General features: G+C 64.1%; 26 protein-coding genes. 15 read left to right on the top strand and 11 right to left on the bottom strand.

The features are described from left to right. Positions 1-50 precede the first annotated feature (50 nt). The 6 genes from ABF859_RS08975 to aat form a co-directional block, all read right to left on the bottom strand. Complete coding sequence (locus tag ABF859_RS08975) at positions 51-3,314, bottom strand: AsmA-like C-terminal region-containing protein (RefSeq protein WP_415527422.1); 3,264 nt, start codon at positions 3,312-3,314, stop codon at positions 51-53. Positions 3,315-3,374: 60 nt separating this feature from the next. Further along, entirely contained in the window at positions 3,375-3,872 is a 498-nt protein-coding gene (gene bcp / locus ABF859_RS08980) for a thioredoxin-dependent thiol peroxidase (RefSeq protein ID WP_415527423.1), read from the bottom strand. Positions 3,873-3,943: 71 nt separating this feature from the next. Beyond that, the gene (locus ABF859_RS08985; protein ID WP_415527424.1) at positions 3,944-4,336 is read right to left on the bottom strand and encodes a hypothetical protein; all 393 of its coding nucleotides are present in this window, start codon (positions 4,334-4,336) and stop codon (positions 3,944-3,946) included. Between the two features lie 163 nt (positions 4,337-4,499). Continuing rightward, the gene (locus ABF859_RS08990; protein ID WP_415527468.1) at positions 4,500-5,120 is read right to left on the bottom strand and encodes a hypothetical protein; all 621 of its coding nucleotides are present in this window, start codon (positions 5,118-5,120) and stop codon (positions 4,500-4,502) included. 5 nt (positions 5,121-5,125) lie between these two features. Continuing rightward, a complete protein-coding gene (locus tag ABF859_RS08995; RefSeq protein ID WP_415527425.1) occupies positions 5,126-6,043 on the bottom strand; it encodes a hypothetical protein in 918 nt (305 codons plus the stop codon). Then, positions 6,040-6,717: a leucyl/phenylalanyl-tRNA--protein transferase gene (gene aat / locus ABF859_RS09000; protein ID WP_415527469.1), complete on the bottom strand. Its 678-nt coding sequence runs from the start codon at positions 6,715-6,717 to the stop codon at positions 6,040-6,042. The genes ABF859_RS08995 and aat overlap by 4 nt, the downstream gene beginning before the upstream one ends. Before the next feature lie 105 nt (positions 6,718-6,822). Here aat and ABF859_RS09005 point away from each other — a divergent pair, with 105 nt between their 5' ends. Continuing rightward, positions 6,823-7,026, top strand: coding sequence for a hypothetical protein (locus tag ABF859_RS09005; protein ID WP_415527426.1), 204 nt, complete (start codon positions 6,823-6,825; stop codon positions 7,024-7,026). On the opposite strand, the gene ABF859_RS09010 is transcribed toward ABF859_RS09005, so the two are convergent. Then, the gene (locus ABF859_RS09010; protein WP_415527427.1) at positions 7,013-7,402 is read right to left on the bottom strand and encodes an MAPEG family protein; all 390 of its coding nucleotides are present in this window, start codon (positions 7,400-7,402) and stop codon (positions 7,013-7,015) included. The genes ABF859_RS09005 and ABF859_RS09010 overlap by 14 nt on opposite strands. Before the next feature lie 27 nt (positions 7,403-7,429). Then, positions 7,430-8,269 carry an EcsC family protein gene (locus tag ABF859_RS09015; protein WP_415527428.1) on the bottom strand — a complete coding sequence of 280 codons (840 nt, stop codon included), beginning with the start codon at positions 8,267-8,269 and terminating at the stop codon, positions 7,430-7,432. A gap of 129 nt (positions 8,270-8,398) precedes the next feature. On the opposite strand from ABF859_RS09015, the gene ABF859_RS09020 reads away from it, so the two are divergent. Continuing rightward, entirely contained in the window at positions 8,399-8,932 is a 534-nt protein-coding gene (locus ABF859_RS09020) for a hypothetical protein (RefSeq protein WP_415527430.1), read from the top strand. A 12-nt stretch (positions 8,933-8,944) separates the two neighbouring features. Here ABF859_RS09020 and ABF859_RS09025 read toward each other — a convergent pair whose 3' ends face one another. After that, a complete protein-coding gene (locus ABF859_RS09025; protein WP_415527431.1) occupies positions 8,945-9,361 on the bottom strand; it encodes an EVE domain-containing protein in 417 nt (138 codons plus the stop codon). Between the two features lie 174 nt (positions 9,362-9,535). Here ABF859_RS09025 and ABF859_RS09030 point away from each other — a divergent pair, with 174 nt between their 5' ends. From ABF859_RS09030 to ABF859_RS09090, 13 genes are all read left to right on the top strand, one after another. Beyond that, positions 9,536-10,297, top strand: coding sequence for a heme ABC transporter permease (locus tag ABF859_RS09030; protein ID WP_415527432.1), 762 nt, complete (start codon positions 9,536-9,538; stop codon positions 10,295-10,297). Further along, a complete protein-coding gene (locus tag ABF859_RS09035) occupies positions 10,294-10,461 on the top strand; it encodes a hypothetical protein (RefSeq protein WP_415527434.1) in 168 nt (55 codons plus the stop codon). The genes ABF859_RS09030 and ABF859_RS09035 overlap by 4 nt, the downstream gene beginning before the upstream one ends. Further along, positions 10,458-10,961: a cytochrome c maturation protein CcmE gene (gene ccmE, locus ABF859_RS09040; RefSeq protein WP_172492861.1), complete on the top strand. Its 504-nt coding sequence runs from the start codon at positions 10,458-10,460 to the stop codon at positions 10,959-10,961. Before ABF859_RS09035 ends, ccmE begins: the two co-directional genes overlap by 4 nt. Positions 10,962-10,968: 7 nt before the next feature. Then, a complete protein-coding gene (locus ABF859_RS09045) occupies positions 10,969-12,948 on the top strand; it encodes a heme lyase CcmF/NrfE family subunit (protein ID WP_415527435.1) in 1,980 nt (659 codons plus the stop codon). Between the two features lie 12 nt (positions 12,949-12,960). After that, positions 12,961-13,515 (top strand): DsbE family thiol:disulfide interchange protein, encoded by a 555-nt coding sequence (locus ABF859_RS09050; RefSeq protein WP_041111956.1) that lies wholly within the window; start codon positions 12,961-12,963, stop codon positions 13,513-13,515. Beyond that, positions 13,512-13,982: a cytochrome c-type biogenesis protein gene (locus ABF859_RS09055; protein WP_415527436.1), complete on the top strand. Its 471-nt coding sequence runs from the start codon at positions 13,512-13,514 to the stop codon at positions 13,980-13,982. Before ABF859_RS09050 ends, ABF859_RS09055 begins: the two co-directional genes overlap by 4 nt. A 14-nt stretch (positions 13,983-13,996) precedes the next feature. Beyond that, the gene (gene ccmI / locus ABF859_RS09060; RefSeq protein WP_415527470.1) at positions 13,997-14,728 is read left to right on the top strand and encodes a c-type cytochrome biogenesis protein CcmI; all 732 of its coding nucleotides are present in this window, start codon (positions 13,997-13,999) and stop codon (positions 14,726-14,728) included. Continuing rightward, entirely contained in the window at positions 14,725-15,006 is a 282-nt protein-coding gene (locus tag ABF859_RS09065) for a hypothetical protein (RefSeq protein ID WP_415527437.1), read from the top strand. The genes ccmI and ABF859_RS09065 overlap by 4 nt, the downstream gene beginning before the upstream one ends. A gap of 129 nt (positions 15,007-15,135) precedes the next feature. Beyond that, positions 15,136-15,558, top strand: a complete 423-nt coding sequence (locus tag ABF859_RS09070) for a hypothetical protein (protein ID WP_415527438.1) — start codon at positions 15,136-15,138, stop codon at positions 15,556-15,558. Positions 15,559-15,838: 280 nt separating this feature from the next. Then, positions 15,839-16,735: a DMT family transporter gene (locus ABF859_RS09075; protein ID WP_415527439.1), complete on the top strand. Its 897-nt coding sequence runs from the start codon at positions 15,839-15,841 to the stop codon at positions 16,733-16,735. 125 nt (positions 16,736-16,860) lie between these two features. After that, on the top strand, positions 16,861-18,264 hold the full coding sequence (locus ABF859_RS09080) for a class II fumarate hydratase (RefSeq protein ID WP_415527440.1): 1,404 nt from the start codon (positions 16,861-16,863) through the stop codon (positions 18,262-18,264). 120 nt (positions 18,265-18,384) lie between these two features. Beyond that, positions 18,385-19,884 carry a S10 family peptidase gene (locus ABF859_RS09085; protein ID WP_415527441.1) on the top strand — a complete coding sequence of 500 codons (1,500 nt, stop codon included), beginning with the start codon at positions 18,385-18,387 and terminating at the stop codon, positions 19,882-19,884. Between the two features lie 156 nt (positions 19,885-20,040). Beyond that, on the top strand, positions 20,041-22,263 hold the full coding sequence (locus ABF859_RS09090; RefSeq protein WP_415527442.1) for a histidine kinase dimerization/phosphoacceptor domain -containing protein: 2,223 nt from the start codon (positions 20,041-20,043) through the stop codon (positions 22,261-22,263). An 83-nt stretch (positions 22,264-22,346) separates the two neighbouring features. On the opposite strand, the gene purF is transcribed toward ABF859_RS09090, so the two are convergent. Together purF and ABF859_RS09100 are read right to left on the bottom strand one after the other, a co-directional pair. After that, entirely contained in the window at positions 22,347-23,786 is a 1,440-nt protein-coding gene (gene purF, locus ABF859_RS09095) for an amidophosphoribosyltransferase (RefSeq protein ID WP_415527443.1), read from the bottom strand. A gap of 25 nt (positions 23,787-23,811) precedes the next feature. Further along, positions 23,812-24,375, bottom strand: a complete 564-nt coding sequence (locus tag ABF859_RS09100) for a CvpA family protein (RefSeq protein WP_415527444.1) — start codon at positions 24,373-24,375, stop codon at positions 23,812-23,814. Position 24,376 lies beyond the last annotated feature (1 nt).

The raw sequence follows: 24,376 nt of genomic DNA on the forward strand, positions 1-24,376 counted from the left end.
CAGGAAAATCCCCGGCCTCACGTTCCCGGAGCATAACCCCGGGCGCGGACTTAATGAAGGACGCGCCGCAACACGCCAGGCAGCAGCATCGACAGCGGATTGACCGACAGATCCGGCTTCTCCACCGTCCCATGCAACTCAAAGGTCGCCGCCAGCAACCCGCCCCCCTTCTCGGGAGACAGCAGATGCCCCAGAACCGGCAGCCGTCCGGGCAGCGCATTGAGCCCGAAAACCGGCACGATCGTCCCGTTCAGGTTCAGCGTGGATGTCGTCAGGTCGATCGGCCCTTCCATCGTGGCCCCGAGCGCCTGATTGCCGATCACCCCGTCATGCAGCACCAGTAGGTTCCCCGCCAGACTAAGGCGTGTCGCTAGATGGCTGATCTCGAACCGGTCCAGATGATTGGTCAGCCAGTGCAGCGGGGACAGGTCCGACACCGCCGTCAGGCTCAGCGGCGGCCGCAGGAACTGGGACGGCCCCATTTCCACATGCCCGCGGAACGGCGGCAGTCCGCCCCATAACCCGGCCGATTTCGTATTCCGCCCTTCCGGCACCTTCCGCACAGTGGTCTCATCCGGCGTGAAGACCCCGTCCAGATGCGTCTGCCCGCCCCGGATACGGTCATACAGCCCCAGCCCCTCCAGCAGCGTGCCCAGATTGTCGATATCCAGCACGAACGGATGCTCGCGCCCCGTATCGGCCAGAACGGCCCGCACCCGCGTCGGCGCATCGAGCGCAAACCGCCCCGAGGTCAGACGCCCGTTCCGCAGTTCGATCTGCGAGACGACACCCCCTACCTGCGCCTTCGGCCCATAATAGACATGCGGCGCATTCAGGCTGATGGACCAGTTATCGCCCATGGACGCGCTTTTACCGCCGGAACCGTCCTGCGATGCAGCAGCCTGTGTCGGCGGATGAGGCGCGAACATCGGCGCCAGATCCAGCGGATCGGCATCGACCGTCACCCCGATCGGCTGCTCCACACTCTGCGGCAGGGCAATCCGCGCATCGCCCTCCGTCCGGCCAATGCGGAAACCTTCAAGCACGATCCCCGTCAGCTTACCCGCATGCGTGACACCCCGCCCCGCGACTGACAGCCCGGTCCCATGCGCCTGCAACCCGTCCAGAACCGACATCCGCCCGTTCTGGAACCCGATATGCACCATCGCCGTCGCAGGCTCACCCAGCGGCTTGGCCCAGATCGGCACGGTCAGAGCCGCCTGCGCCATATCCAGCGACAGCTTCAGATCAGACGTCTCGTTCGCCTGCTGCACGAAATGCGCATTCAGCACCGCATGCCCGTCAAACAGACCACCCGGCGCAATCCGCGCCTTCGCGGCGGACTGCGGGTCCAGAACCGAGCGCGCATCGATCGTCTGCAACACCCGCGACGGCGCCCCGCCCTGGAAGTTCTCATGCAGCACGACATGCGTGGGAATCCCCGCAAGCCGCCCGTCCCCCGTCAGGTCCAGCGCGTCCTCGGTGGCGGACATCTTCCCCGATGCCCCATCCACCGGCTGCCCCATCAGCACATTCCCCAGATGCACGCCGGAGAACGTGGCCTGCGTCCAGACATGCAGCGCCCCGTCCGGAATATGCGCAACAAGCGGCAGCGTCATCCGCACATGCGCATCCACCATCCCCGAAGGCTGCGTGAACGGCAGCGGATGCCGCGCCAGAAGATGCAGCCGCGGATGCGCCAGCGCCGACATGAACCCCTGCAATGGCCCCGTCAGATGCGTGGAAATATCCCCGGTCTGATCCTTGGCATAAAGGTCCCCGATCCGGATCTCCCCATCCGGAAGCAGCACGTTTTCCTTGACCCCAGTGGACTGCACACCCTTGCTCAGATCAATGACCAGCGTGTCCGGGCCATCGAAATGCAGGGAAGCCTCCAGCCCCGTTGCAGGCGGAACGGGGCGCAGCCAGTGAACCGTCAGTCCATGACCGCTCAACTGCCCCTGAACCGAAACCGGCATGATCCCGTCCGGCCCGCTGTCGCTGTGCAGATGGGCCCTGACGTCCAGATCCCGTCCCGTCCCGTCCGTGATGTTTTTCGAAATCCAGCGCCGGCCGCCCTTGATGATGGCCGCCGGCCAGATGGTGCCCAGTGTTGCAAAGCGGACAGCGTCCAGTCCGGCCTCCGCATCCCCGTCCATCACTTTCGGCTTCTGCAGATCATCCAGCTTCAGACTGGCCGACGCATGAACATGGGTCAGGTCTCCGGCCACATCCGCCACATCCAGCTCCGCGGACGGAACCTCGACCGTGGCAGCACCCGCCAGACCGGGGCGGTCCATCCGCAGATGCGCGCTCACCTGCCCTGCATGCAGATAGATCGGATCGGCGGTTTTCTGAAAGACCTGCCCGTCGCCGAGTGACAGCTTCAGCACAAGATCCGACGGCTGCTCATCCATGCCATGCGGCACAAAGGTCGCGCTGGCCTCCACCGATACCGGAACATGCCATGCCGCAGCCAGCGGGTTGAACGCGCCCAGTTGCGCGGGCTCGAACGGCGTGCTCCCCAGATGCAGCTCACCCACTGTCCCCACCTGCCGCGCCTGCGCCGTCAGGGTCGTCCGGAACCCGTCGAGCGCGATGGCGGCGTGTCCCGTTCCCGTCCAGACGAAATCCCGCGAACGCGGGGCCACGCGGATGCGGCGCGCCTGCATGTCCACCGGCCCGATCACCGCCGTCCGCTGCTGTGGCAGACCGGCAAGCGTGATGGAGACATTGTGGATATCAACGGCACGCAGGCGGTCCAGCCGGGTCGGCACACCACGGCCACCCCGTTTCTGCTCGGGCAGATCCAGATCCACATCGCCATCAGGCAGACGGCGCAGGGCCAGGGTGGCATTATAAAGACGCAGCGTCCGGGGTGCGATCACGCCCTCGAACAGCGCACTCAGGGACAGAACGGCATCCGCTTCGTCCGCGCGCTCGGCGATCAGATTGTCAAACCGCGTGATCTTCAGCCCACGCGCCATCAGCACCAGCCCGGCCGGAACCCCGGCGGCACTCGGCTGCCACTGGATACGCAACTGCTCCCAGCTCAGCCGGCCAGCCGGATGCCCCGGACGCTTGCCAGCCGCGATCGCCACCGGTTCGACCAGCCGCGAAACACGCGTAATGTCCACCGGGCCATGGGCCAGCTTCCACAGGAAAATACTGCCCACGGCAGCGGTAAGCGCCACCGGAGCCAGACACACCAGCACGACCCACCGCATGACATGCAGATGCCGGGCAAACTGCGGACCGGGACGGAAGGGCTGAAAGCGTCTGGAAGGGGGGCGATGGGAATCGGGGACGGCCATAGACGGTCATCGGCGCGTTTCCGGCCTGTCTCCCTCATGAAGGTTTTTCTGGTGGAGCCCTCAGGCGTCCGAAGAAAGATCCCGGAAAGCCTCGGCCACCAGTTCGGCATGAACTGCAGGTTTCACCCTGCGCCACACATGCCGGATGATGCCCTCGCCGTCGATCAGGAAGGAACTGCGCTCCATTCCCATATAGGTCCGGCCGTACATGGATTTCTCGACCCATGTTCCGTAAGCCTCGGCGACCCCATGGTCCTCATCCGAGGCCAGGGGAAACTCCAGACCGTATTTCGCGGCGAATTTCTCGATCTTCGCCACCGGGTCCGGGCTGACGCCAATGATGGTCAGCCCCTCCGCCTCAAACTTCGGCAGGACCTCCTGAAGATCACAGGCCTGCGTCGTGCAGCCGGGCGTATCCGCCTTCGGATAGAAATAAAGCAGATAGGGCTTCCCGCTCAGGCCCGCACTGCTGACGGTGCGCCCGCCTGAGGCGGAAAGCGTGAAGGCTGGCGCCCGGTCACCCGGCTGAAGGTCCGTTGTCTCGGAAGAGGCTGTCATGGAGGCATGATTGCCTGACCCGTTCGGTCCGATCAAGGCAAACCGGACGGAAACCGTTCAGTATCCCGAGATCAGTAGCCCCGATACATGCCGGGATAGGCTGGAACCATCGCCGGAGGGCCATAAACCACCTGTGGCGGTGGCGCATAGACAACCGGCGGCGGAGCGTAGACAACCTGTGGCGGCGGAGGTGGCGGCGGCGGACCATAAGGCTGCGCCAGAAGCGCACCGCCCACGGCCCCCAGGGCCAGCCCCCCCAGAATCCCACCCACGATGGCGCCAGAATGATTGTGGTGACCGCCATGCCAGCCGCCGCGCGGCCCGCCATACCCATAGCCCGGTCCGTAACCCGGACCTCCGCCATGCCAGTGAGCCTGCGCCTGGGGAACCAGGACGTTCGGAACGACAGCGGAGCCGATCAGCAGGGGAGCGGCCATAAGAACTGCACGTGTGATGCGACGCATGGCATCTTTCTCCTCAAAACGCGTGGAGCGGAAGACCCTGCGAAGGGAACCCTCCCGTCCATGAGAAAGATCATGCCCGGTGAAAATGGCCACAAGAGGCGCCAATCATGGCAGGAGCCGGACAAATTGTAACAGAGCCCCGTCCTGCCCCCTGCCTCCGGTCTCAGCGCGGCGGATCGACCCGGTGATAACCCGGTGGCGGATCGAAAATCTCGACGGGCTGCGGGGCATGGCTGACAGAAACGGCTTCCACGACCGGCTTTCCGTCATGGACCGCCCCCAGCATCAGCCCGTCATCCGTGTAACAGAACGTGGTCGGATGACTGTCGCTGTCCGCACTTTCCCAGATCGTGCAGGCTTCCCCCGCAATCCGGCCCTGCCCCATCCTGCGCCATGATCCGGCCGCCGGCGTTCCGGGCGTGGCAAAGCTTCCCCCTGGGGCGGACATGACGGTCGCGGTGTGGTTCGCGCTGTCCAGCACCATCAGGGTATGGGTGCGGTAATCGGTCAGCATGATCGTCGCCGAGCCTTCCGGCTCCACCCGCTGGCGCCACAATGCGGACGTCCAGCGCATGCGCTGATGCAGGTGCCGCCCGGACGGCCCCGTCAGGACATAATCGATATCGGCATCATGCAGCGGCGTCACGAGCGGTGCCTCAGCCGGGACCTGACCTGCCCCCGAAGCCCCCTGCACCGCCCCCACAGGAACATCCGCCTGGGCCGGAAAGCCGGACCCGACCGCCATCAGCACACACGCCGCCCCCCCGACGAAACGCAGGGCCATCGTCCTCACTTGCGATTTCCATCAGCAGGCCCGCTGGGCGGCTGATCAGGCGCCGAGACCGAACCATCTCCCGAAGAGTCGTTGGAAACCGAAGGCTGTGTCGTATCAGGCTGTACGGACTGTCCCGGCAGGGGCGCTGCGGGGCCGGGCGTCGTCGTCGAGGGCAACGGCGTGTCCCGGTCCCCGATCACGGGCGTATCGGAATCCGAAGTTTCCGGAGCAGCAGCCTCATGCGTCGTCGTCTGCGTATCGGAGCCCGAGGCTTCGGGAACAGGCGACGGCGTGGCACTTCCGGCCTGGCTTTGATGAGCGGGGCGCGCCTTCGGCTCCAGAAGATGGAAATCGGCGGGTGGCTGGAACGTCGAGGCCGGAATGTCCTGATAGGATACCGAAAGCGCCCTGATGGAGCCTTCCACCCCGTCCGCATCCACGCCGTTTTCCGCCAGAATGACGCCGTCCTCCGTCACGCAGGCACTCGCCTTGCCGTGGCTGCTCTGGATGCTCCAGCGTTCGCAAGCCACGCCCGCAACGGTTTCATGCCCTGCGGCCGTGTACTGCATGTCCAGATCGAGCATGAACGGATTGTGCAGGCCGTGGCTGGGATGAAGCCGCGTATAGACCTGCTGCTTCATCATCACGAGCGTCACCTGCTGCCCCGGACGATCGAGAATCGTGACACCATTGCCGTCCTGCGAATCGATCCGCAGCAGATCGCCCGCCCCCGAGAAAGCCACCTTGACGGTATTGGGGCCACCCTTGGGAGGGCTGGACGGCGTGGTGAGTTCGTAAACGACCGTGACATCCCGCGTGGGCGTCAGACGGGGATGGTCTTCCGCACGGGCCGGGGTCACCAGACACAGTCCTGCCGCCAGCAGCCCGAGGGACGTGGCATACAGGAGGGCGGGGCGCGTGAAAACAGTCATGGCGGATCTCCGGCAGGCGCGCACCCGGAAAGCGCGCGCAGCGACGCAATGGACTCCCGCAGGGCCTGAAGGCTGAAATCCCCAGGCCAGACCGCGCGCACGGTCAGCGCCTGATGAAGCAGGGACTGATAATCCGCCGCCGGAATCCCGATACCGCCCAGCCCCGTCAGATGGGGCGTGGTGTATTGCGTATCCAGCAGCGTGTACCGCCCCTTGCGCAACCCCGCGACAAGATGGACCAGCGCCACCTTAGAAGCATCACGTTCGCGCGAAAACATGCTCTCGCCGAAAAAAGCCCCGCGCAGGGACACGCCATACAGGCCGCCGATCAGTTTTCCACCCTCCCAGACCTCAACGGAATGGGCATTTCCCTGCCGATGGAGCGCGCCATAAAGCCCGCGGATGCGCTCACTGATCCAGGTCGTCTCCCGTCCCGGAGCGGGCTCCGCGCAGGCCAGCATGACCTCGTCGAACACCCGGTCCGCCGTCACCGTCATCCGGCCCGACATCACGAGCCGCATCAGCTTCTTCGGGACATGCATCCCGTCGAGGGGGAGGACCCCGCGCTCCTCGGGCCGATACCACGCCAGTTCCTCGCTTTCCGCATCCGGCGCCATGGGAAAGATCCCCGCGGCATAGGCCTGAAGCAGAAGATCCGGGGTTATCTCGTCCATGGTGGCACAGTCTTTATTCATGTCAGTATCCGGAACGGCACGGGAAAGAATGGCCGCACCCACAGCAGGCATGATAGGCATGACCCATCGTCAGGGAGACCACCAGTGCCGCTCGCCTTCATTTACGCCATCATTCTTCTCATTCTCGGCGCATTGCGGCTCCTGATGCCCGAAGCGCACGGCCTGCTGATGGTGCTGGCAAAAATCTCTGCCGCCTGCCTCGTCATTTCGGCACTCGTGGACCTGTGGATGATGCGCGAAGGTGTCGAACCCCCGTCCATGACCGAGGCTTCTTTCACAGCAGACTGATCAGCACCAGCAGAAGCCCTGCGATCGAAATCCCCCAGATCAGGCTGCGCACCGCACCCCATCCGAAGGCATAGGCCGGGATATAGATGGCGCGGGCCAGAAAATAGATCCCCGCCCCCCAGTCCGTCAGCGGACTGTAATGGCCCGAAACCCAGGCCAGAAGAACGGCGCCGATGAAAATCGGCAGTGTCTCCGCCAGATTGGCCTGAGCACGTTTCAGCCGCGCGGCCATCCCGGTATAGCGTGGGGGCTCGCCATCACGGTTGCCGGTTGCCCACTGCACGCCATCCTGCTGGCGGCAGGCGGCTGCGGTCAGGAAAAGCTGGACCACCGCCAGCACCAGTGTCCATCCAAGCCAGACAAGACCAAGCGGCATGGGCTTTTCCCCGGAAGCTCCTGAAAATCAGGAGAATGTTTCAGATGTGCCCGTCCCTCCTGCGCGCAGGTCCTCGGCGGCTTCCTTAACGGCCAGGCCATGCGTGCGTTCCAGACGGCGGATCGTGAAATGCGCCCGCGCCAGTGCACGATAATGTGCAAGGAACGCCGCATTGAGCGACGCGCCACACAGCGCACCCGCCACCGGCACCATCTGCAACGCGAACTTGCGTGACAGGCCAATGCCGTAATGCGAAGCGACTTCCGCCATCAGCATCACGATTGGCCGTCCACGCAGCAGCGCACGCGCCGAGAAGAACCCGAGTTCGCTCTCGTCATCACTCTGACGCGCCGGAAAACTGCGCAGGGCAAAGACTTCCAGACAGGCCCGGCGCGTGTCCTCGTTGCGCAGATCCTCGCCTTCCTCGCGGGCAATCCGGGCGATCTCGCGCATGATGGTCAGCGTCGTGAACCCGACATCCGGCGCCAGACCGAAGATTCCCCCAAAGCCACCCAGCGCGCCCGAAACGGCCACGGCAGCCTGCCCCACATTTTCACGCCAGGGCTCACGGACGGCCGGCGCATCATTGTCGATCCCCAGCACGGCAACCCGAAAAGCGCGCTCAATGGCGATTTCAGCCGCGTTATGGAACTTCTCCTGCACCGACGGCGCCAGTCCGAGTCCCTGCATACCGAGTCGCGTGGCCTGTCCGACGGCGCCCCCCATCAGGTCTGCAAGACGCACGAGAACCCCCCGCCCCTGCTCCACCTTTTCGAGAACCGACTGAAGCTGGGCAAGGGAATCCCCGTCCAGCGCCATCGATGCGAATTCGCTGGTCGGAAGCTGCGTGTCATTCACTGCGGTCATGACGATCAAAACTCCTGTTCGTAAGACCCGAAACCGTTTACCGGATAGCAGGTTTCATATCCTAACATGGCGCCATCATGGGGATATCGGCTCCATGAGGCCACTGTCAGGGTGAGGAGAATTACAACAATGACCGTATTATCGCGCTGGATCCTGTCTGCTCCGCTGGCAGCCAGCCTCCTCATCCCGGCCGGTTTTTCGGCCCATGCCGCCCCCAGCCATCTCCCCTCGGCCCATACCCGCCACCACGCCACACACGGCACCGCCAATCTTCCGCAGATGGGACCAACTTCCGGCCAGATCGTGGGCGCTCCCGCCAAGCCGCTGACCCCGGCGCAGCAGGCCGCCCTGCCCGATGAAGGCGCACCGCCCCCGCCCCATGGCTATACGGAAGTGGAAGATTCTGAGGCCGCCCTCGCCAGCTACAGCGACCGCGTCCGCACCCATCTTCCGGTCGGCATGCCCGGTACGAACGCCCAGCAGAAAACCAACGGTCCCAACAATCTGCCGTCCCATTTTTCGCTCTTCGGCATGCCGGTGAAGTTCAACGCACCGGTCCAGTCTCCTTATGAAGACGAGGATTCACCGACGAGCTACGCCGGACATCCGGTCAACGGCCAGACGAACATCCTCGTGAACGGCGACTCCTCCCTCATCCACTGACTCCACGCCCCGTCAGGGGCGTGTCCAGCCCCCGATCCGGGTCAGGTGACGGAACTCCTCCGCCGTCACCGGCGCCACGGACAGTCTGGACTGTTTCAGAAGCGCCATCTCCGCCAGAGCCGGATCGGCCTTGATGTCGGCAAGGCTCACCGGGTGGGCAAAAGCCCCCATCGCCTTGACGTCCACACAGACCCAGCGCGGGTCCTCCGCCGTCGGGTCGGGATACGCCTCCCGCACGATCTCCACGACACCCACGATGCGTTTCTCGCTCACCGAATGGTAGAAAAGCGCCAGATCGCCAGTCTTCATGGCGGCAAGGTTATTGCGCGCCTGATAGTTGCGCACCCCGGTCCAGGGCTCGACGCCATGATCGACCTGCTGCGCCCACGAGAACGCCTCGGGTTCCGATTTCACCAGCCAGAAAGCCACATTTCACTCCCGCCACAAGGGCATTTACAGGGGCATTTGACGCTCAATTCCGTGAAACGTGATAACAGTGATCGGAACAATGGGACAACGCGCCTCTTCCGAATATGATTGCTTCGGACTATTTCAATGGGGAACCAATCGCCGCGTTACCAATCTGCCGAGGTCCGTGTCCCAGTGCGCCCTACCCCCAACCTGCTCCATCGCTATGCCAATCCGGGGCAGTTCCTGCGTCTGGCGCGCGCACTGCTCCCCTGGCTGACCAGCGGCGCGGTCCTGTTCCTGACCGTCGGCGTCATCTGGGGCCTGTTCATCGCCCCGGCCGACTGGCAGCAGGGCGACACCGTCCGCATCATGTATGTGCATGTCCCGATGGCCTGGCTGGCATCGTCCTGCTACCTCGGCCTTGCGATCTGCGGTGTGCTCTCACTGGTCTGGCGCCATCCGCTGGCGGATCTCGCCGCCATCGAAATCGGCCCCGTTGGCGCCTGTGCCGCCGCATTGTGCCTGATCACGGGCTCGCTCTGGGGCGAGCCGATGTGGGGCACATGGTGGGTGTGGGACGCGCGCCTGACATCCATGCTGGTGCTGTTCTTCCTGTATCTGGGCCATATCGCCCTGATCCGCGCCTTCGATGAACCGGCCCGGGGCCAGCGCGCCGCCGCGATCCTCGCCCTGGCTGGCGTGATCGACCTGCCGATCATCAAGTTCAGCGTGCAGTGGTGGAACACCCTGCACCAGCCCGACAGCATCACCCTGACCGGCGCCCCCACCATGTCCATGATGATGCTCTGGCCGCTGCTGATCTGCACGATCGGCTTCACGCTCGGTGTCGCGGCCGTCATCTTCACCCGGCTCAGCGCCGCCATCCATGAAAGCCGCGCACGCCAGCTTCTGGCCCGTTCGCGCCTCGACCGCAGGGACAGCCAAGTCGCATGATGCATCTTCCGAATCACTGGCCCTATATCGCGGCGTCCTACGCCCTGACGCTGGGCTGTTCCGTTGTCCTCGGTGTCGGTGCCGCCCTGCGCCTGCGGAAATCCAAGGCCCGTCTGGCCGCCGTTGAGGGCCATGCCCGCCGTCGTGAAAGGTCAGCATCATGACCCGCAAGACCCGTCGCCTCTGGATCGTCATTGCCTGTCTGGCCTGTGTCGGCTCCGCCGCTGCCCTGACGCTGCGGGCATTCTCGTCCAACATCGTGTTCTTCATGGCGCCCTCGCAGGTGAAGGCCAACCCGCCCTCGCCCGACCGCACCATCCGCCTCGGCGGCATGGTCATGGCCGGCAGCCTGCACCGCATCAACGAAAACGGCACCCCCGTGAACGCCTTTCAGGTGACGGACGGACAGGCCGCCGTCGAGGTCCATTACACGGGCATCCTCCCAGACCTGTTCCGCGAAGGCCAGAGCGTCGTCGCCCTCGGCACCGTCCAGAAGGACGGCGGCTTCACAGCCAGCGAGGTCCTCGCAAAGCATGACGAGACCTACATGCCCAAGGAAGTCGCGGACGAACTCAAGCGCACCGGCAAATGGGACCCGCGCTTCGGCAAGGCTCCAGACGCATCAAGCTGGGACACCATGACCGCAAAGAAAGCAGGGGGCTGACCGCCTGATGTTCGGACCTGAACAGGGCCATTTCGCCCTGGCCCTCGCCTGCGTGCTCGCCCTTGTGCAGTTCGCCGTCCCGCTCTGGGGTGCCAACCGCCGCGATGCCCGTCTGGTGGGGCTTGCGCCTTATCTGGCCGTCTCGCAGCTCATCGCGCTGGGCTACTCGTTCCTTTGCCTCATCATGTGCGCCGTCAGCGACGATTTCTCGGTCCAGAACGTCGCGGCCAACTCCGCCGTCTCCAAGCCTCTGCTGTATAAAATCACGGGCGTCTGGGGAAACCATGAAGGCTCCGTCCTGCTCTGGACGCTGATCCTCGCCGTCTGCGGCGGTGCGGTCTCGCTGTTCGGCCGCAACCTTCCGGACATCCTGCGCGGACGCGTTCTGGCCATTCTCGGTGGTGTTTCCGCCGGGTTCCAGATGTTCTGCCTCCTGACCTCCGATCCGTTCGACCGCGTTTTCCCGGCTCCGATGGACGGTCAGGGCATGAACCCGCTCCTTCAGGATCCGGGCCTCGCCTTCCATCCTCCCATTCTCTACACCGGCTATGTCGGTTTCGCCGTCCCCTTCGCCTTCGCCGTCGCCGCCCTGATCGAAGGCCGCGTCGATGCAGCATGGGGCCGCTGGGTCCGTCCCTGGGCCGTGGCCGCCTGGTGCTTCCTGACCTGCGGCATCGCGCTCGGTTCGTGGTGGTCCTATTATGTGCTCGGCTGGGGCGGTTACTGGTTCTGGGATCCGGTGGAAAACGCCTCCCTCATCCCCTGGCTGACGGGCACGGCGCTCGTGCATTCCGCCATCGTCGTGGAAAAGCGCGAAGGCCTGAAAATCTGGACGGTCCTGCTCGCCATCGCGACCTTCTCGTTCTCCCTGTCCGGCACATTCCTCGTCCGCTCGGGCATCCTGAACTCGGTCCATGCCTTCGCCAACGATCCCGCGCGTGGCGTGTTCATCCTCGCTCTGCTCGCCATCGTCATCGGCGGCTCGCTCGCCCTGTTCGCATGGCGCGCGCCGTCCCTCACCTCGACCGGCCTGTTCTCGCCGATCTCGCGTGAAGGCTCGCTGGTCCTGAACAACATCCTGCTGTGCTCGATCTGCGCCGTGGTCGTGACGGGCACGATGTACCCGCCCTTCATGCAGCTTCTGGCCGGGCGTACCATTTCCGTCGGCAAGCCCTTCTTTGACGCCGCCACAATCCCGCTGACCCTGCCGCTCCTGCTGGCCATGGGCGTCGGCACGGCCCTGCCGTGGAAGCGCGCCCAGCTCGCCCGGACCTTCTCGCATCTCTATGCCGCCGCCGGCATCGCCGCGATCGGTCTGGTCCTGTGCTTCTGGAAACTCTCCGGGCTTCTGCCCATCGCCTGCGGCGCACTCGCCATCTGGGTCATCGCGGCCTCCGCGTCCGACGTCCTGCGCCGGATCGGCATTGGCCACACATCCGCACAGGGCGTATGGGAGCGCATGAAGCACCTGCCGCGTTCAAGCTGGGGCGCGGCTCTCGCCCATATCGGCGCGGGCATCACCGTGCTCGGCCTGTGCGGCATGTCCCAGGCGCAGCACGCCATCGTAGAAGTCCATATTGGCGAGACCCGCTCGCTGGCCGGCGACGACTGGACCCTGCTGGATGTGCACGACTATATCGGCCCGAACTACAAGGCCATGCAGGCCGACATCGCCATCCGCCATAACGGCAGGCTGGTCACCGTCCTGCACCCCGAAAAGCGCGACTTCACGACGCAGAGCCAGACCACGACCGAAGTCGCCATCCACACCAATTTCATCACCGATCTGTACGGCGTGGTCGGTGACCGGCACGGCACGGGCAAGGACACGACCTATGTCCTGCGCCTGCACCGCAACCCGCTCGCGCCCTGGATGTGGCTGGGTGGACTGGTCATGGCCATCGGCGGCGCGTTCTCGCTGTCCGACCGCCGGATGCGGATCGGCGCCCCCAAGCGCGCCGCCGCCCGCAACATGGCCCGTGCCTGAGGAGAGAGGAATATGAACGCAACACGACGCGGCATCCTCACGGCCGTCCCCATCATCGGCGCAGGCGTTCTGGGCGTCGGCTTCTGGCGGATGCTGAGCGACATGCGCAGCGGCGCCTTCGATCCGCGCGCCATCAAGAACCCCAATGTCGGCAAGCCCATCCCGAGCTTCGCCATGCCGGGCCTCCCCGGCCTCGGCGACGGCTTCACCGATGCGGAACTCAAAGCCCAGCATCGCCCGGTTCTGGTCAATTTCTTCGCGTCATGGTGCATCCCCTGCGTGGCGGAAATGCCCGGCCTGCGCGCCATCTCACGCAACATGCCGATCTGGGGCATCGCCTATGAGGACAAGCCCGAGAACGCCGCCGGTTTCGTCCAGCGTGACGGCTCGCCTTACGCCCGCGTCGCCTCCGACCGCCATGGCCGCGTAGCGATTGACTGGGGCGTGACCGGCGTGCCCGAGAGCTTCTTGGTCGCACCGGGAGGCCGCATCATCTGGCACGGCAGCGCGGCTCTCGACCCCCAGATCTATGAGGCGGAAATCCGCCCGAGGCTGGCCGGCCTATGAAGGCGTCCAGACGCTTTCCGGCCCTGCTTCTGGCGTTGGGCCTGATCGGCGGCGGCGTAGCCCTCGCCGTGGACGATCCCGCCGAGATGCTGCCCAACCCGGCGCAGGAAAAGCGGGCCGAAGCCATTGGCGCCCATCTGCGCTGCCTCGTCTGTCAGAACGAGAGCATCGAGGACAGCAGCGCCCCCCTCGCCCGCGATCTGCGCAAGGTGGTCCGCGAGCAGGTCTCGGCTGGAAAATCCGACCAGCAGATCATGGACTGGATGACCGAACGCTACGGCGAATTCATCCGTCTGGCTCCACGGTTTTCATGGTCCACCGCCCTGCTCTGGCTGATGCCGGCGCTCGCGCTGGTGGCCGGACTTGTCATTGCATGGCGTGCGACCAAACGCCGCACCGTCGTCACGCCTGCGCCGCTCACGGATGATGAGCGCGCGCGTCTGGATGCCCTTTCGGGCCGGGAGTAATCTTTTTGTTCTGGTTGGGAATCCTGATAATCGCGGCGGTGGCCCTGTGTCCCGCATTTCTGGGGTTGCGCACCCTGCGCCGGCGCGTAAACGCCCGTGACTCCGCCCTCACCCTCTATCGCGGGCAGCTTGGCGATCTGGAGCGCGACCACGCCCTCGCCCTCATCAATGACGAGGAATATCAGGCTGCCCGTCTGGAAGTTCAGCGCCGCCTGCTGGCCACGGATGGGGAAGCCGCCGTCGAGGACCTCTCCGCCGAACCCGCAAAGCGCAGCCGTGTCCTGCCTGCCGCTGCCGTCGGGATCGGCATCCCCGTCCTGGCCTTCGCGCTCTATATCGTCAACGGTCACCCGTCCCTGCCGCCCCAGCCTCTGAGCCAGCGCCAGACAGGCCCGGACGCGAAGGGTCTGCAGATGATCCACAAGCTCCAGACCGAAGTGGCCACCATTCCTCCCGGATCGCAGACCTATGCGACCGGCCATTTCCTTCTGGGACAGGTCGAAGCAAAAGCGGGCCTGACGGATGAGGCGATCCGGGACTGGAAAGCGGCCCTGAGCGCCCATTTCGAGCCTGAGCTTGCCATTCGCCTCGCCGAGCTTGAAAGTCGCAACGGCAGCCATATCTCTGGTGAAAGCCTTGACCTCTATCGCCGCGCCCTGGCTGCGGCACCGGCCAATGCGCCCTGGCGTATGGCCGTGGAAGCGCGTATCGCGGTCGGCGAACATCAGGAGAATAACGGTCAGTGAGAAAACCCGAAGCCAACGCCATCGCGCTGTGCCCCGTCTGCCGCCAGCCCATGCGTCCGACATCGGAGAAATGCCCGAACTGCGGTGCCGAGCGTCATTACGGCCCACGGATCATCGAATCCGCCGTCTGCGCTTTCGCAGGCATGGTCCTGCTTGCGGCCGTCTCGACCCTGCTGCTCCCGATTTCGCTGTGGACCATCATGTTCGCGGCAATCGGGCTCGTGGCCGGCTTCCTGTTCTCCCACAACCGTTTCAGCGGCGATCGCTGGCTGAAATAGCATCCCGTCAGACCCGAATACGGGTCTGTTCCGGCTTTCCAGACAGAAACAGACGATCGGGTTTCTGAACCCGAAAAGGGAAACAATCGTTTCCCTTTTATCCGTCACTGTCTGGAAGTCTGTGAAGCCGTGCGCTTTCCGCTGGATCTTGTCCTGCAAGACGTGGCGCTGGATCGTCAGAGCAGGCTCTGGCCCGGAAGCTGGCAGCACACGACCCTGACCGTTGATATCGGCATGAACTTTCCGACCGGAAGCTACGACCGGCTGTCACGAGCGCAGGATGGCAGCGGATCTGGCGTCTATTCTTTCCGCTATGGCCTGATCGACCAGACGGGGTTCAAACTAAGGCACATACGCCCCTTTCGCGTCCGCCTCTGGGTCACCGGAATCCAGCCCCTCACATCGGCATCCCTGAACGGACAGAGCGTCTATGGAACAGGCACAGGATTTTCCGGCGGTGCCCATGCCGAAGCCTTCGGCAATTTCGGCGGTTCTGTCGAATTTTCCCTGACCCGCCATCTCGTCTTCGCCCTGGACATGATCCGGGACTGATCCAGCGGCTCCCACGTACAGGGACACCAGATCCTCCAGACCGCACCAGCCGCCCAGAACCTTTCATTCAACACACCCGCAGAAGACGACTGGTTCGCCGCGCCCGCGCTCGAATACAACTGGAACGCCAGCACCTCCATTCTCGGCGGCGTCGGACTGACCCTTCTAGGCCGCGATACAACCCGTCAGGTCATCGGAACACTGGCCTTCGAACATACATTCTGAAGTCCCGCATAAAGTCCGTCTCCCGTTCGGGAAATATTCCTGATAATGGGCGATCATGACACATCCTTCCGGGCGTTTCCTGCCGTTCTTCGTCGCCGTGGCCATCCTGTCCTGGGCGAGCGCCTATCCCGTCGTCCGGATTGCGCTGCATGATCTGGCGCCCATCCCACTTGCGGCACTGCGCTATGCCGTCGCGGCAGTCATGGCGGGCCTGTGGCTGGTATGGAAACGTCCCAGGCGCCCGGAACTGAAGGATATTCCGCAGATCCTAGCCTGCGGGATCATCGGGATCACAGTCTACAATATCCTGTTCAACTGCGGCGAAATGACCGTCTCGTCCGGTGCGGCCAGCCTTCTCATCAGCGCAGCCCCCCTGATGGCAGGCCTTCTGGCCATGGTGTTTCTCGGCGAGCGCATGTCCCGCTGGGGCTGGGCCGGATCGATCCTGAGTTTCAGCGGCGTGGCCCTGATCGCAAAAGGGCAGAGCGGAGGCCTTTCCTTCGGCTCGGGCGCCACACTGGTCTTCGGCGCGGCCATCTGCGCGGCGTTCTACACGATCCTTCAGAAAAGCCTGATCCGACGTTACGGCGCACTCCCCACAATCGCCTACGTCCTGATTTCGGGCGCGATCTTCCTGACCCCCTGGCTGCCTCAGGGCCTTGCGAGCTTCTCCCATGCCTCATGGCAGGGACAGGCCGCCGTGCTGGAACTCGGCATTTTCCCGGCCGCTTTCGGCTATGCGGCGTGGGGCTTCGTCATCGGCCATCTCGGCGCCTCGCGGGGTGCGGCGCTGCTCTATCTTCTGCCACCCGTCACGATGGTGCTGGCCTATATCCTCACCAGCGAGGTCCCATCCCTGCGGACCCTCATCGGCGGAGCCGTCGTGATGGCGGGCGTGATCCTGACCAACACCTATGGGCGCCACCCCGTCGCCCAGACGGTTGAGTCCTGACAGACGGCCGCCCTATGGCGACATCCGGATTTTCCATGACCGGGTTCCTTTGTCCTGCGGCGATTGTGCGATAATTTCCCGCGTGGAATGAGCCGGATCACCCGCAGGAAAGCCGAAAACAGACAATGAGCCGTACCGAAACCGATGGCATGGGCCCGATCGAAGTCGCTGACGATGTGCTGTGGGGTGCGCAGACCCAGCGCTCCCTGAAATATTTCAGCATCGGCCGCGAACTGATGCCGCGTGAAATGATCGAGGCCTATGCGATCATGAAGCGCGCCTGCGCCACGGCCAATGCCGCGAGCGGCCGCCTGTCGCAGGAGCGCGCGGACCTGATCCAGACCGTCTGCGACGAAATCACGAAGGGCGCGCATGACCGGATGTTCCCGCTTCATGTCTGGATGACGGGTTCGGGCACGCAGTTCAACATGAACGTCAACGAGGTGATCGCGAACCGCGGCTGCCAGATCACCGGCAATCCGCTCGGCAGCAAAACACCGCTGCACCCCAACGATCACGTCAACATGTCGCAGTCCACCAACTGCAACTTCCCGACCGCCATGCATATCGCGGCGGTCCTCGGAACGCATCGCCGCCTCATCCCGGCCCTGACGCGCCTGCGCGACGCCATGGCCGCCAAAGCCGAGGAATGGCGCGATCTGGTCAAGGTCGGCCGTACCCATCTTCAGGATGCCGTTCCCATCACGCTGGGTCAGGAATGGCACGGCTATGCCGGGATGCTGACGGACAATATCGCCCGTCTGGAACAGGCCCGCGATGGTCTGTTCCCCCTCGCCCTCGGTGGCACGGCCCTGGGCACGGGCGTCAGCACGGATGAAGGCTTCGACCGCCGCGCCTGTGCGGAAATCGCCCGCTTGACGGGTCTCGGCTTCACGGCTGGCGAGAACAAGTTCGCGCTTCAGGGCGCGCATGACGCACTCGTGCATCTGTCCGGCGCGCTGCGCACGACAGCGGGCAGCCTGTTCAAGATCGCCAACGACATCCGCCTGCTCGCCTGCGGCCCGCGCGCCGGTCTGGGCGAACTGCACCTGCCGGAAAACGAGCCCGGCTCCTCCATCATGCCGGGCAAGATCAACCCGACGCAGGCCGAAGCGCTGGCCATGCTCGCCCTTCAGGTCATGAGCAACGATGTCGCGGTCGGCCTCGGCGGTGCAGCAGGCATGCTGGACATGAATGTCTACAAGCCGCTCATGATCCACAACATCATGCAGGGCATCACCCTTCTGCATGACGGTTCGGAGAACTTCCGCCGCTTCCTCGTCGAAGGCACAAAAGCCAATACCGACAAGCTCAAGCAGGATCTGGAACGCTCGCTCGTCCTCGTCACGGCCCTGTCCCCGGCCATCGGCTATGACCGCGCTTCGAAAGTCGCGCATTACGCCATGGAAAAGAACCTGAGCCCGCGTGAAGCCGCGCTGGAACTCGGCTTCATGACATCCGAAGAGTATGACCGCTTTGCCGATCCGCGCCTGATGCTGCGCCCCAACATCACGCCGCCCAAAGCCTGACCAGTCCCGGACCTCTCACGCTGCCGCATGACGAAAACTTCATGCGGCAGCGGTAGCCGTTCCGCCTCAGGACTGATACGGCGGATTATTCCAGTTTCTTTTATCGGAGATGCCCGTCAGATGATGACCCGCCGCGCAGCCCTGCTCGCTTTAACGCTCCTCTCCCCCGTCTGTACGGCCGCGGCGGCCGATGCCCCCAAGACCGACAGCCCGAAGACCGAGACCAGCAAGACGACCGACACCTTCACCGGTGAAGCAGCCCTGCTCCCGGCGGATTCCGTGACCCGGCACCATCTGAACGGCATCGCCTACACCGCCCATGCCGGAACGCTTGTCCTGCGCGGCCATGACGGCAAACCGACCGCCCGGATGTTCTACGTGTCCTACACGAAGGACGGCGTCCCGGCTGGCACACGCCCGGTCTCGTATTTCTTCAATGGCGGTCCGGGCGCAGCCACGGCCTATCTGAACCTCGGCGCCGCAGGCCCCAAGGCCCTGACCATGCCCGCCAAGGACCCGACGGACGGCACGCACGCCACGATGGGTGACAATCCCGATAGCTGGCTCCCCGTCACCGACATGGTCTTCATCGACGCCGTGGGCACGGGCTATTCCCGCCCCACCGATACGGCCAAGGCCGGAGACCAGTTCTACGGCGTCAAGCAGGACGCCAGCGTCTTCGCCAAGGCCATCGGCCTGTGGACGTCAGCGAATGGACGTGAAGCCTCGCCCCATTATCTCGTGGGTGAAAGCTATGGCGGCATCCGCTCCATCCAGGTCGCAAACGCGCTCCAGATGGAACAGGGCATCCTGCTCAACGGCATCGTCATGATTTCCCCGGCCATCGAGATGCCCCTGCTCGATACGGATGAGAACCCGCTTTCCGCCGCCCTGATGATGCCCAGCCTAATCACGTCCCATCAGAGCCCGAATGTGACGGAAAAGACGGCTGAAGATGCGTATCAGTGGTCCCTGAACACCTATCTGCCGAAGATCGCCGGCAAGCTCCCCTCAGGAAGCGAAGGTCAGGCCCTTTACGCCGAGGTCGCCCGGCGCACCGGACTGCCGCAGGACGTGATCGCCCGCCAGCACGGCATCCCCGCCATCGGCTCGCATGACATCATGTCCCGCGACGGCCGCCTGTACGGGCTTTACGACTTCACCCAGTCCATCGCCGACCCTGCGGCCGATGGTCTGGACGAAAGCCCCGATCCGACGCTGTTCGGCTTCGGCCGCGCCTATGGCAACGCCTTCTCCGGTTATGCCGCCAGCGAACTCGGCTACAGGACACCCCTGACCTACGACCTGCTGTCGCTCAAGGTGAACGGAAGCTGGAAATGGAGCGCCGGTGGCCCGTCCCCGATCCATCAGATCCCGGTCCTCAACCGCCTGCTCGCGCTCGATCCCGGCCTGCGCGTCTTCGTGGCCAATGGCTACTACGATGTCGCCTGCCCGTTCGGAACCGCGCGCTGGATGAAGGATCATCTGACCGTGGGCGCGGATCGCGTGTCGCTGCATCTCTATCAGGGTGGCCACATGCTCTATACGCGTCCGGCCAGCCGTCACGCCCTCTCGGCGGATGTGGCATCCTGGATCCAGGCCGATGGCCGCCAACCCTGAAACACAACGTCATAAATTGACAGCCCCGGTGGAGGAACAGATAATGGACAGGATGATTTCTGGACCTCCCATGTCCGCAGCCTTTCAAACTGGCCCTGCTCATCGCAGACAGTCCGCCCCGCGAGCGGTCTCTCCTGTCTTTGGGCGGACACCCGTTTGACGGTCCAGCGCGCCGCTGGCTCCGAGCCGGGCCTTTCGCTGGAACACGCGGTCATGACCTCCTGTGACCGCGAACCCATCCATCGTCCGGACGCCATCCAGCCCTATGGCCTCCTTCTGGTGGCCGACAGCGCAAGCCTGACCGTCATCGGCGGCGCGGGCGACCTCGAAGGCCGCCTGACCCCCGACTGGCTGGGGCGCAGCCTGTCTGCGATCCTCGAAGTCCCGACAGACCGTTTTCAGGACGAAAAGCGGCCCTCCCTGTCCGATCTGCGCATCCCCGGCCTGAAGGGCGAAACCTTCAGCGTCCTGCGGCACGATCAGGGCTCCCATATCCTCGTCGAGCTTGAGCCGGTCGAGCCCCACAAGCTGCTGACCTGGGATATTTTCGGAGAAATCGACAGCACGGCGGACCGTTTCGAACGCTGCCCGGACACCGCGTCGGTCTGCCGTCAGGGCGCCACGATCTTCAGGCGGCTCACGGGTTTCGACCGTGTCCTGGTCTATCGTTTCATGGAGGACGGCACCGGCCGCGTTGTCGGGGAAAGCCGCAATAACGCCTTTCCCTCCCTGATGAACCATCATTTCCCGGCCAGCGACATCCCCACGCAGGCCCGCGCGCTCTACCTGCGCAACCGCATCCGCGTCATCCCGGACGTCACTTATGAAGCCGCCCCGATCCGCCCGCAGGAAGCCGGTCTCGCCGGTCTCGATCTCAGTGACGTCCAGCTCCGCAGCGTCTCGCCAATCCATCTCCAGTACATGGCCAATATGGGCGTACGGGCCTCGGCCTCCGTCTCGCTGGTCGTGGATGGCGTCCTGTGGGGCCTGATTGCCTGCCACAACGCGACGCCACGCTGCCTGTCCGAAGACATCCGCGCCGCCTGCCGCACGCTGGCGGGCGTCATGTCGCGCCAGTTGCGGAACAAGGAAGAGCTGGTCACCTATCAGGAGCGCCTGCGGCTGCGCAATGCGATGGAGTTCGTCACGTCCCATTTCGACGTGCGCCATCCCATCGAGAGCAATCTTCGCAGCTTCATGAGCGAATTGCAGTCGCTGTTTCCCTGCAACGGCTTTGCCGTCATCAGCGGGGAGACCATCACCGCGACCGGCGTGCTGCCCGATACGGAAAACCTGCACAAGCTGCATGACTGGCTGAGGATGGGCACCAGCGGCGGCATTTTCACCAGCGCCATGCTGGGCAAGGACTACCCGCCCGCAGCCGGATGGCCCGAGCGCTCCGCCGGTATTCTCGCCATCACGCTCCCGTTCCGGACGCCGATGTGCCTGATCTGGAGCCGGGTCGAAATCATCCAGACCATCGAGTGGGCCGGCAATCCCCACAAAGGCGATGAGGACGGCGACGGCGTGCTGCGCCCGCGCACGTCCTTCCGGACCTGGGAACAGACCATCCGCGGCCACAGCCTGCGCTGGAGCAACGAGCAGAAACAGGCCGCCCGACGCCTGCGCCGCGTCATGATCGCGGATTACCAGACGCAGCAGCTCCGGGAACTCAACGCCACACTCGCCGCCACCCTCGAAGAACGTGAAAACCTTCTGCGCCAGAAGGATTTCCTGATCCGCGAGGTCAATCACCGCGTCCAGAACTCGCTCCAGATGGTCGCCTCCTTCCTCAAGCTTCAGGCCCGGACCTCCTCGAACGAGGAAACCACAACCGCCCTGACGGAAGCGCAGCACCGCATCGCAGCCATCGGCCTCGTACACCGCCGCCTGTACCGCGACGAACATTTCGGCGTCGTGGATCTGGGACGGTATCTCGAAGAACTGATGGAAGAACTGTGCTCGTCGCTGGGCGAGGACTGGCACGAGCAGTTGCACCTCTCCCTTTTCCCGATCATGATTTCAGCAGACCGCGCCATCAATATCGGTCTAGTCCTGACCGAACTGGTCATCAATGCCAGCAAATACGCCTATGAAGGCGCTGCTGGTCCGCTGCATGTCGGACTTGCCCAGACCAGCGACCGCCTGATCCTGACAGTCTCGGACCAGGGCGAGTGCACGCCCCAGCTTCAGGGAACAGGCTTCGGGACACGCATGATGAATGCCGTCGTCAGCAGCCTCTCCGGCACCCTGACCTACACGCCACTGAGCCCGGGACTGGAAGCCGTCATGACGCTGCCGCTCGACTCCATCCTTCCCACGGAGACGGATGCCAGTACGGAAGCCGCATTGTCCCAGACCCCCTATCCATATCCCTGAGACGCTCCCGGCTTCCTGATACGAAAAAGGCGCCCGACCCAGTGGTCCGGCGCCTTTTTTCATATTCCGAAAAGAGAGCGGCTTCAGGCGACAAGATTGCCTTCCTTGTCCACCAATTCGATCGGATAATCGCCGGTGAAACAGGCATCGCAATAACGGCGCGCGCCCTCGGCCCGGTTCGCATGACCCAGCGCGCGATAGAGCCCGTCAAAGGTGACAAAAGCCAGACTGTCCACGCCGATCGCCTGCGCCATTTCCTCAAGCGTATGCGTCGCCGCCATCAGCTTGCTCTCTTCCGGCGTGTCGATCCCGTAAAAACAGGCATGTTTCGTCGGCGGGGACGTGATGCGCATATGCACTTCCGTCGCACCGGCCGCACGGACCATATCCACGATCTTGCGCGACGTCGTGCCACGAACGATCGAATCATCCACCAGAATGACGCGCCTGCCTGCCAGAACCGGCCGGTTGGCGGAGTGCTTCATCTTCACCCCGAGATTGCGGATCTGATCCGTCGGCTCAATGAAGGTCCGGCCGACATAGTGGTTGCGGATAATGCCGAGCTCGAACGGAATACCACTCTCCGCCGCATAGCCGATCGCAGACGGCACACCGGAATCCGGCACCGGCACGACGACATCCGCCTCGACCGCGCTTTCCCGCGCCAGTTCGCAGCCAATCTGACGACGCGCTTCATAAACAGGCTGGCCTTCGAGGACGGAATCAGGCCGCGCGAAATAAATGTATTCAAACACGCAGAACCGGCCCCCCTGATCTCCGAATGGCCGCAGGGACCGCAGTCCGTCATTATTGATGACGACAATCTCGCCGGGCTCGATGTCCCGGACATAATCCGCCCCGATAATGTCCAGCGCACAGGTCTCGCTCGCCAGAACCCAGCCGCCATTGCCCTTCTCATAGCCCGGCATCCGGCCAAGAACGAGCGGACGCACACCCAGCGGGTCCCGCATACCGATCAGCCCGTCATCCGGCGTCAGCGTGATGAGGGAGTACGCCCCCTTCACCTGCTTGACCGCATCGATGAAACGATCGAGCACGGTCGTGTACAGCGAGATTGCGATCAGATGGATGAAGACTTCCGTATCCGTCGAAGAATGGAAGATGCATCCGCGCTTGACCAGCGCCTGCTTGAGCGTCGCGGAATTGGTCAGGTTGCCGTTATGCGCCACGGCCAGACCACCGAATTCGTAATCGGCATAAAGCGGCTGCACGTTGCGGACATGCGTGCCGCCCGTCGTGGCATAACGGTTGTGGCCAATGGCGACCGTGCCAGGCAGTGTCGCCATGACGCGGCTGTCCCCGAACACATCACCGACAAGCCCCAGACCCTTGTGCTGGTGGAACCGTTCGCCATCGAAACTGACGATACCGGCGGCTTCCTGCCCGCGATGCTGCAGCGCATGCAGTCCCAGCGCCGTCAGGGCCGCCGCATCAGGCACACCCCAGACGCCAAAAACTCCGCATTCTTCATACGGGCGGTTGAGACTGTCGGACTGGGTCATGCGGCGCGGCCTTTCCAGACTGGTTTCACAAGGACGCCTCATGGCCGCTTGTGACGGGAGACGCAAGATGCGGTTGCAGGAAATGAGGCAGATAACCTGTCAGATGGGTCGCTCCAGCGGCAATGTAAGGGCCAATGAGGCTTCCCTGCATCACATAGGTCATCCAGGAGCCGAAAAAAGAGCCCGCCAGCAGATAAAGCACGATCAGGGCCACATAACCCCGCGCCACACCGAATACGGCGCCCAGAATCCGGTCCACTCCTCCAAAGAGGAGACCCCGCGCCGCCGTCCCAACCCTTGCGCCCAGCATCGTGAAGACCAGAAGCACGACCACGAACAGGATTGCCGTACTCGCACTGCCCGCCAGCGCGCTCTGATGCAGGTAGGGCTCAAGATAGGGTTCGAGCAGCCCGTGGAAACGATAGGTCAGGACAATCGCTCCGACCCAGGCCAGCAATCCGGCCAGTTCGGTCGCAAAACCGCGCGTCAGCCCCCACAGCGCCGAAAGCGCCATGATGATAAGGGCCACAATGTCGAGACGGGTCAGATCATCGGGACTGATATGGGACAGGTCTGGCAGGGGCGGCATG

The organism is Gluconobacter sp. (assembly GCF_047722525.1).
In the GTDB taxonomy this organism is placed as follows: domain Bacteria; phylum Pseudomonadota; class Alphaproteobacteria; order Acetobacterales; family Acetobacteraceae; genus Gluconobacter.

Bases quoted from the DNA above. Each gene is read 5' to 3' on its own strand.
- ABF859_RS09035 (WP_415527434.1), top strand. From the start codon at position 10,294: ATGATGCATCTTCCGAATCACTGGCCCTATATCGCGGCGTCCTACGCC.
- ABF859_RS09010 (WP_415527427.1), bottom strand. From the start codon at position 7,402: ATGCCGCTTGGTCTTGTCTGGCTTGGATGGACACTGGTGCTGGCGGTG.
- ABF859_RS09075 (WP_415527439.1), top strand. From the start codon at position 15,839: ATGACACATCCTTCCGGGCGTTTCCTGCCGTTCTTCGTCGCCGTGGCC.
- ABF859_RS09050 (WP_041111956.1), top strand. From the start codon at position 12,961: ATGAACGCAACACGACGCGGCATCCTCACGGCCGTCCCCATCATCGGC.
- aat (WP_415527469.1), bottom strand. From the start codon at position 6,717: ATGGACGAGATAACCCCGGATCTTCTGCTTCAGGCCTATGCCGCGGGG.
- bcp (WP_415527423.1), bottom strand. From the start codon at position 3,872: ATGACAGCCTCTTCCGAGACAACGGACCTTCAGCCGGGTGACCGGGCG.
- ABF859_RS09015 (WP_415527428.1), bottom strand. From the start codon at position 8,269: ATGACCGCAGTGAATGACACGCAGCTTCCGACCAGCGAATTCGCATCG.
- ABF859_RS09085 (WP_415527441.1), top strand. From the start codon at position 18,385: ATGATGACCCGCCGCGCAGCCCTGCTCGCTTTAACGCTCCTCTCCCCC.
- ABF859_RS08990 (WP_415527468.1), bottom strand. From the start codon at position 5,120: ATGGCCCTGCGTTTCGTCGGGGGGGCGGCGTGTGTGCTGATGGCGGTC.
- ccmE (WP_172492861.1), top strand. From the start codon at position 10,458: ATGACCCGCAAGACCCGTCGCCTCTGGATCGTCATTGCCTGTCTGGCC.
- ABF859_RS09020 (WP_415527430.1), top strand. From the start codon at position 8,399: ATGACCGTATTATCGCGCTGGATCCTGTCTGCTCCGCTGGCAGCCAGC.
- ABF859_RS09055 (WP_415527436.1), top strand. From the start codon at position 13,512: ATGAAGGCGTCCAGACGCTTTCCGGCCCTGCTTCTGGCGTTGGGCCTG.
- purF (WP_415527443.1), bottom strand. From the start codon at position 23,786: ATGACCCAGTCCGACAGTCTCAACCGCCCGTATGAAGAATGCGGAGTT.
- ABF859_RS09100 (WP_415527444.1), bottom strand. From the start codon at position 24,375: ATGCCGCCCCTGCCAGACCTGTCCCATATCAGTCCCGATGATCTGACC.
- ABF859_RS09045 (WP_415527435.1), top strand. From the start codon at position 10,969: ATGTTCGGACCTGAACAGGGCCATTTCGCCCTGGCCCTCGCCTGCGTG.
- ABF859_RS08985 (WP_415527424.1), bottom strand. From the start codon at position 4,336: ATGCGTCGCATCACACGTGCAGTTCTTATGGCCGCTCCCCTGCTGATC.
- ABF859_RS09080 (WP_415527440.1), top strand. From the start codon at position 16,861: ATGAGCCGTACCGAAACCGATGGCATGGGCCCGATCGAAGTCGCTGAC.
- ABF859_RS08995 (WP_415527425.1), bottom strand. From the start codon at position 6,043: ATGACTGTTTTCACGCGCCCCGCCCTCCTGTATGCCACGTCCCTCGGG.
- ABF859_RS08975 (WP_415527422.1), bottom strand. From the start codon at position 3,314: ATGGCCGTCCCCGATTCCCATCGCCCCCCTTCCAGACGCTTTCAGCCC.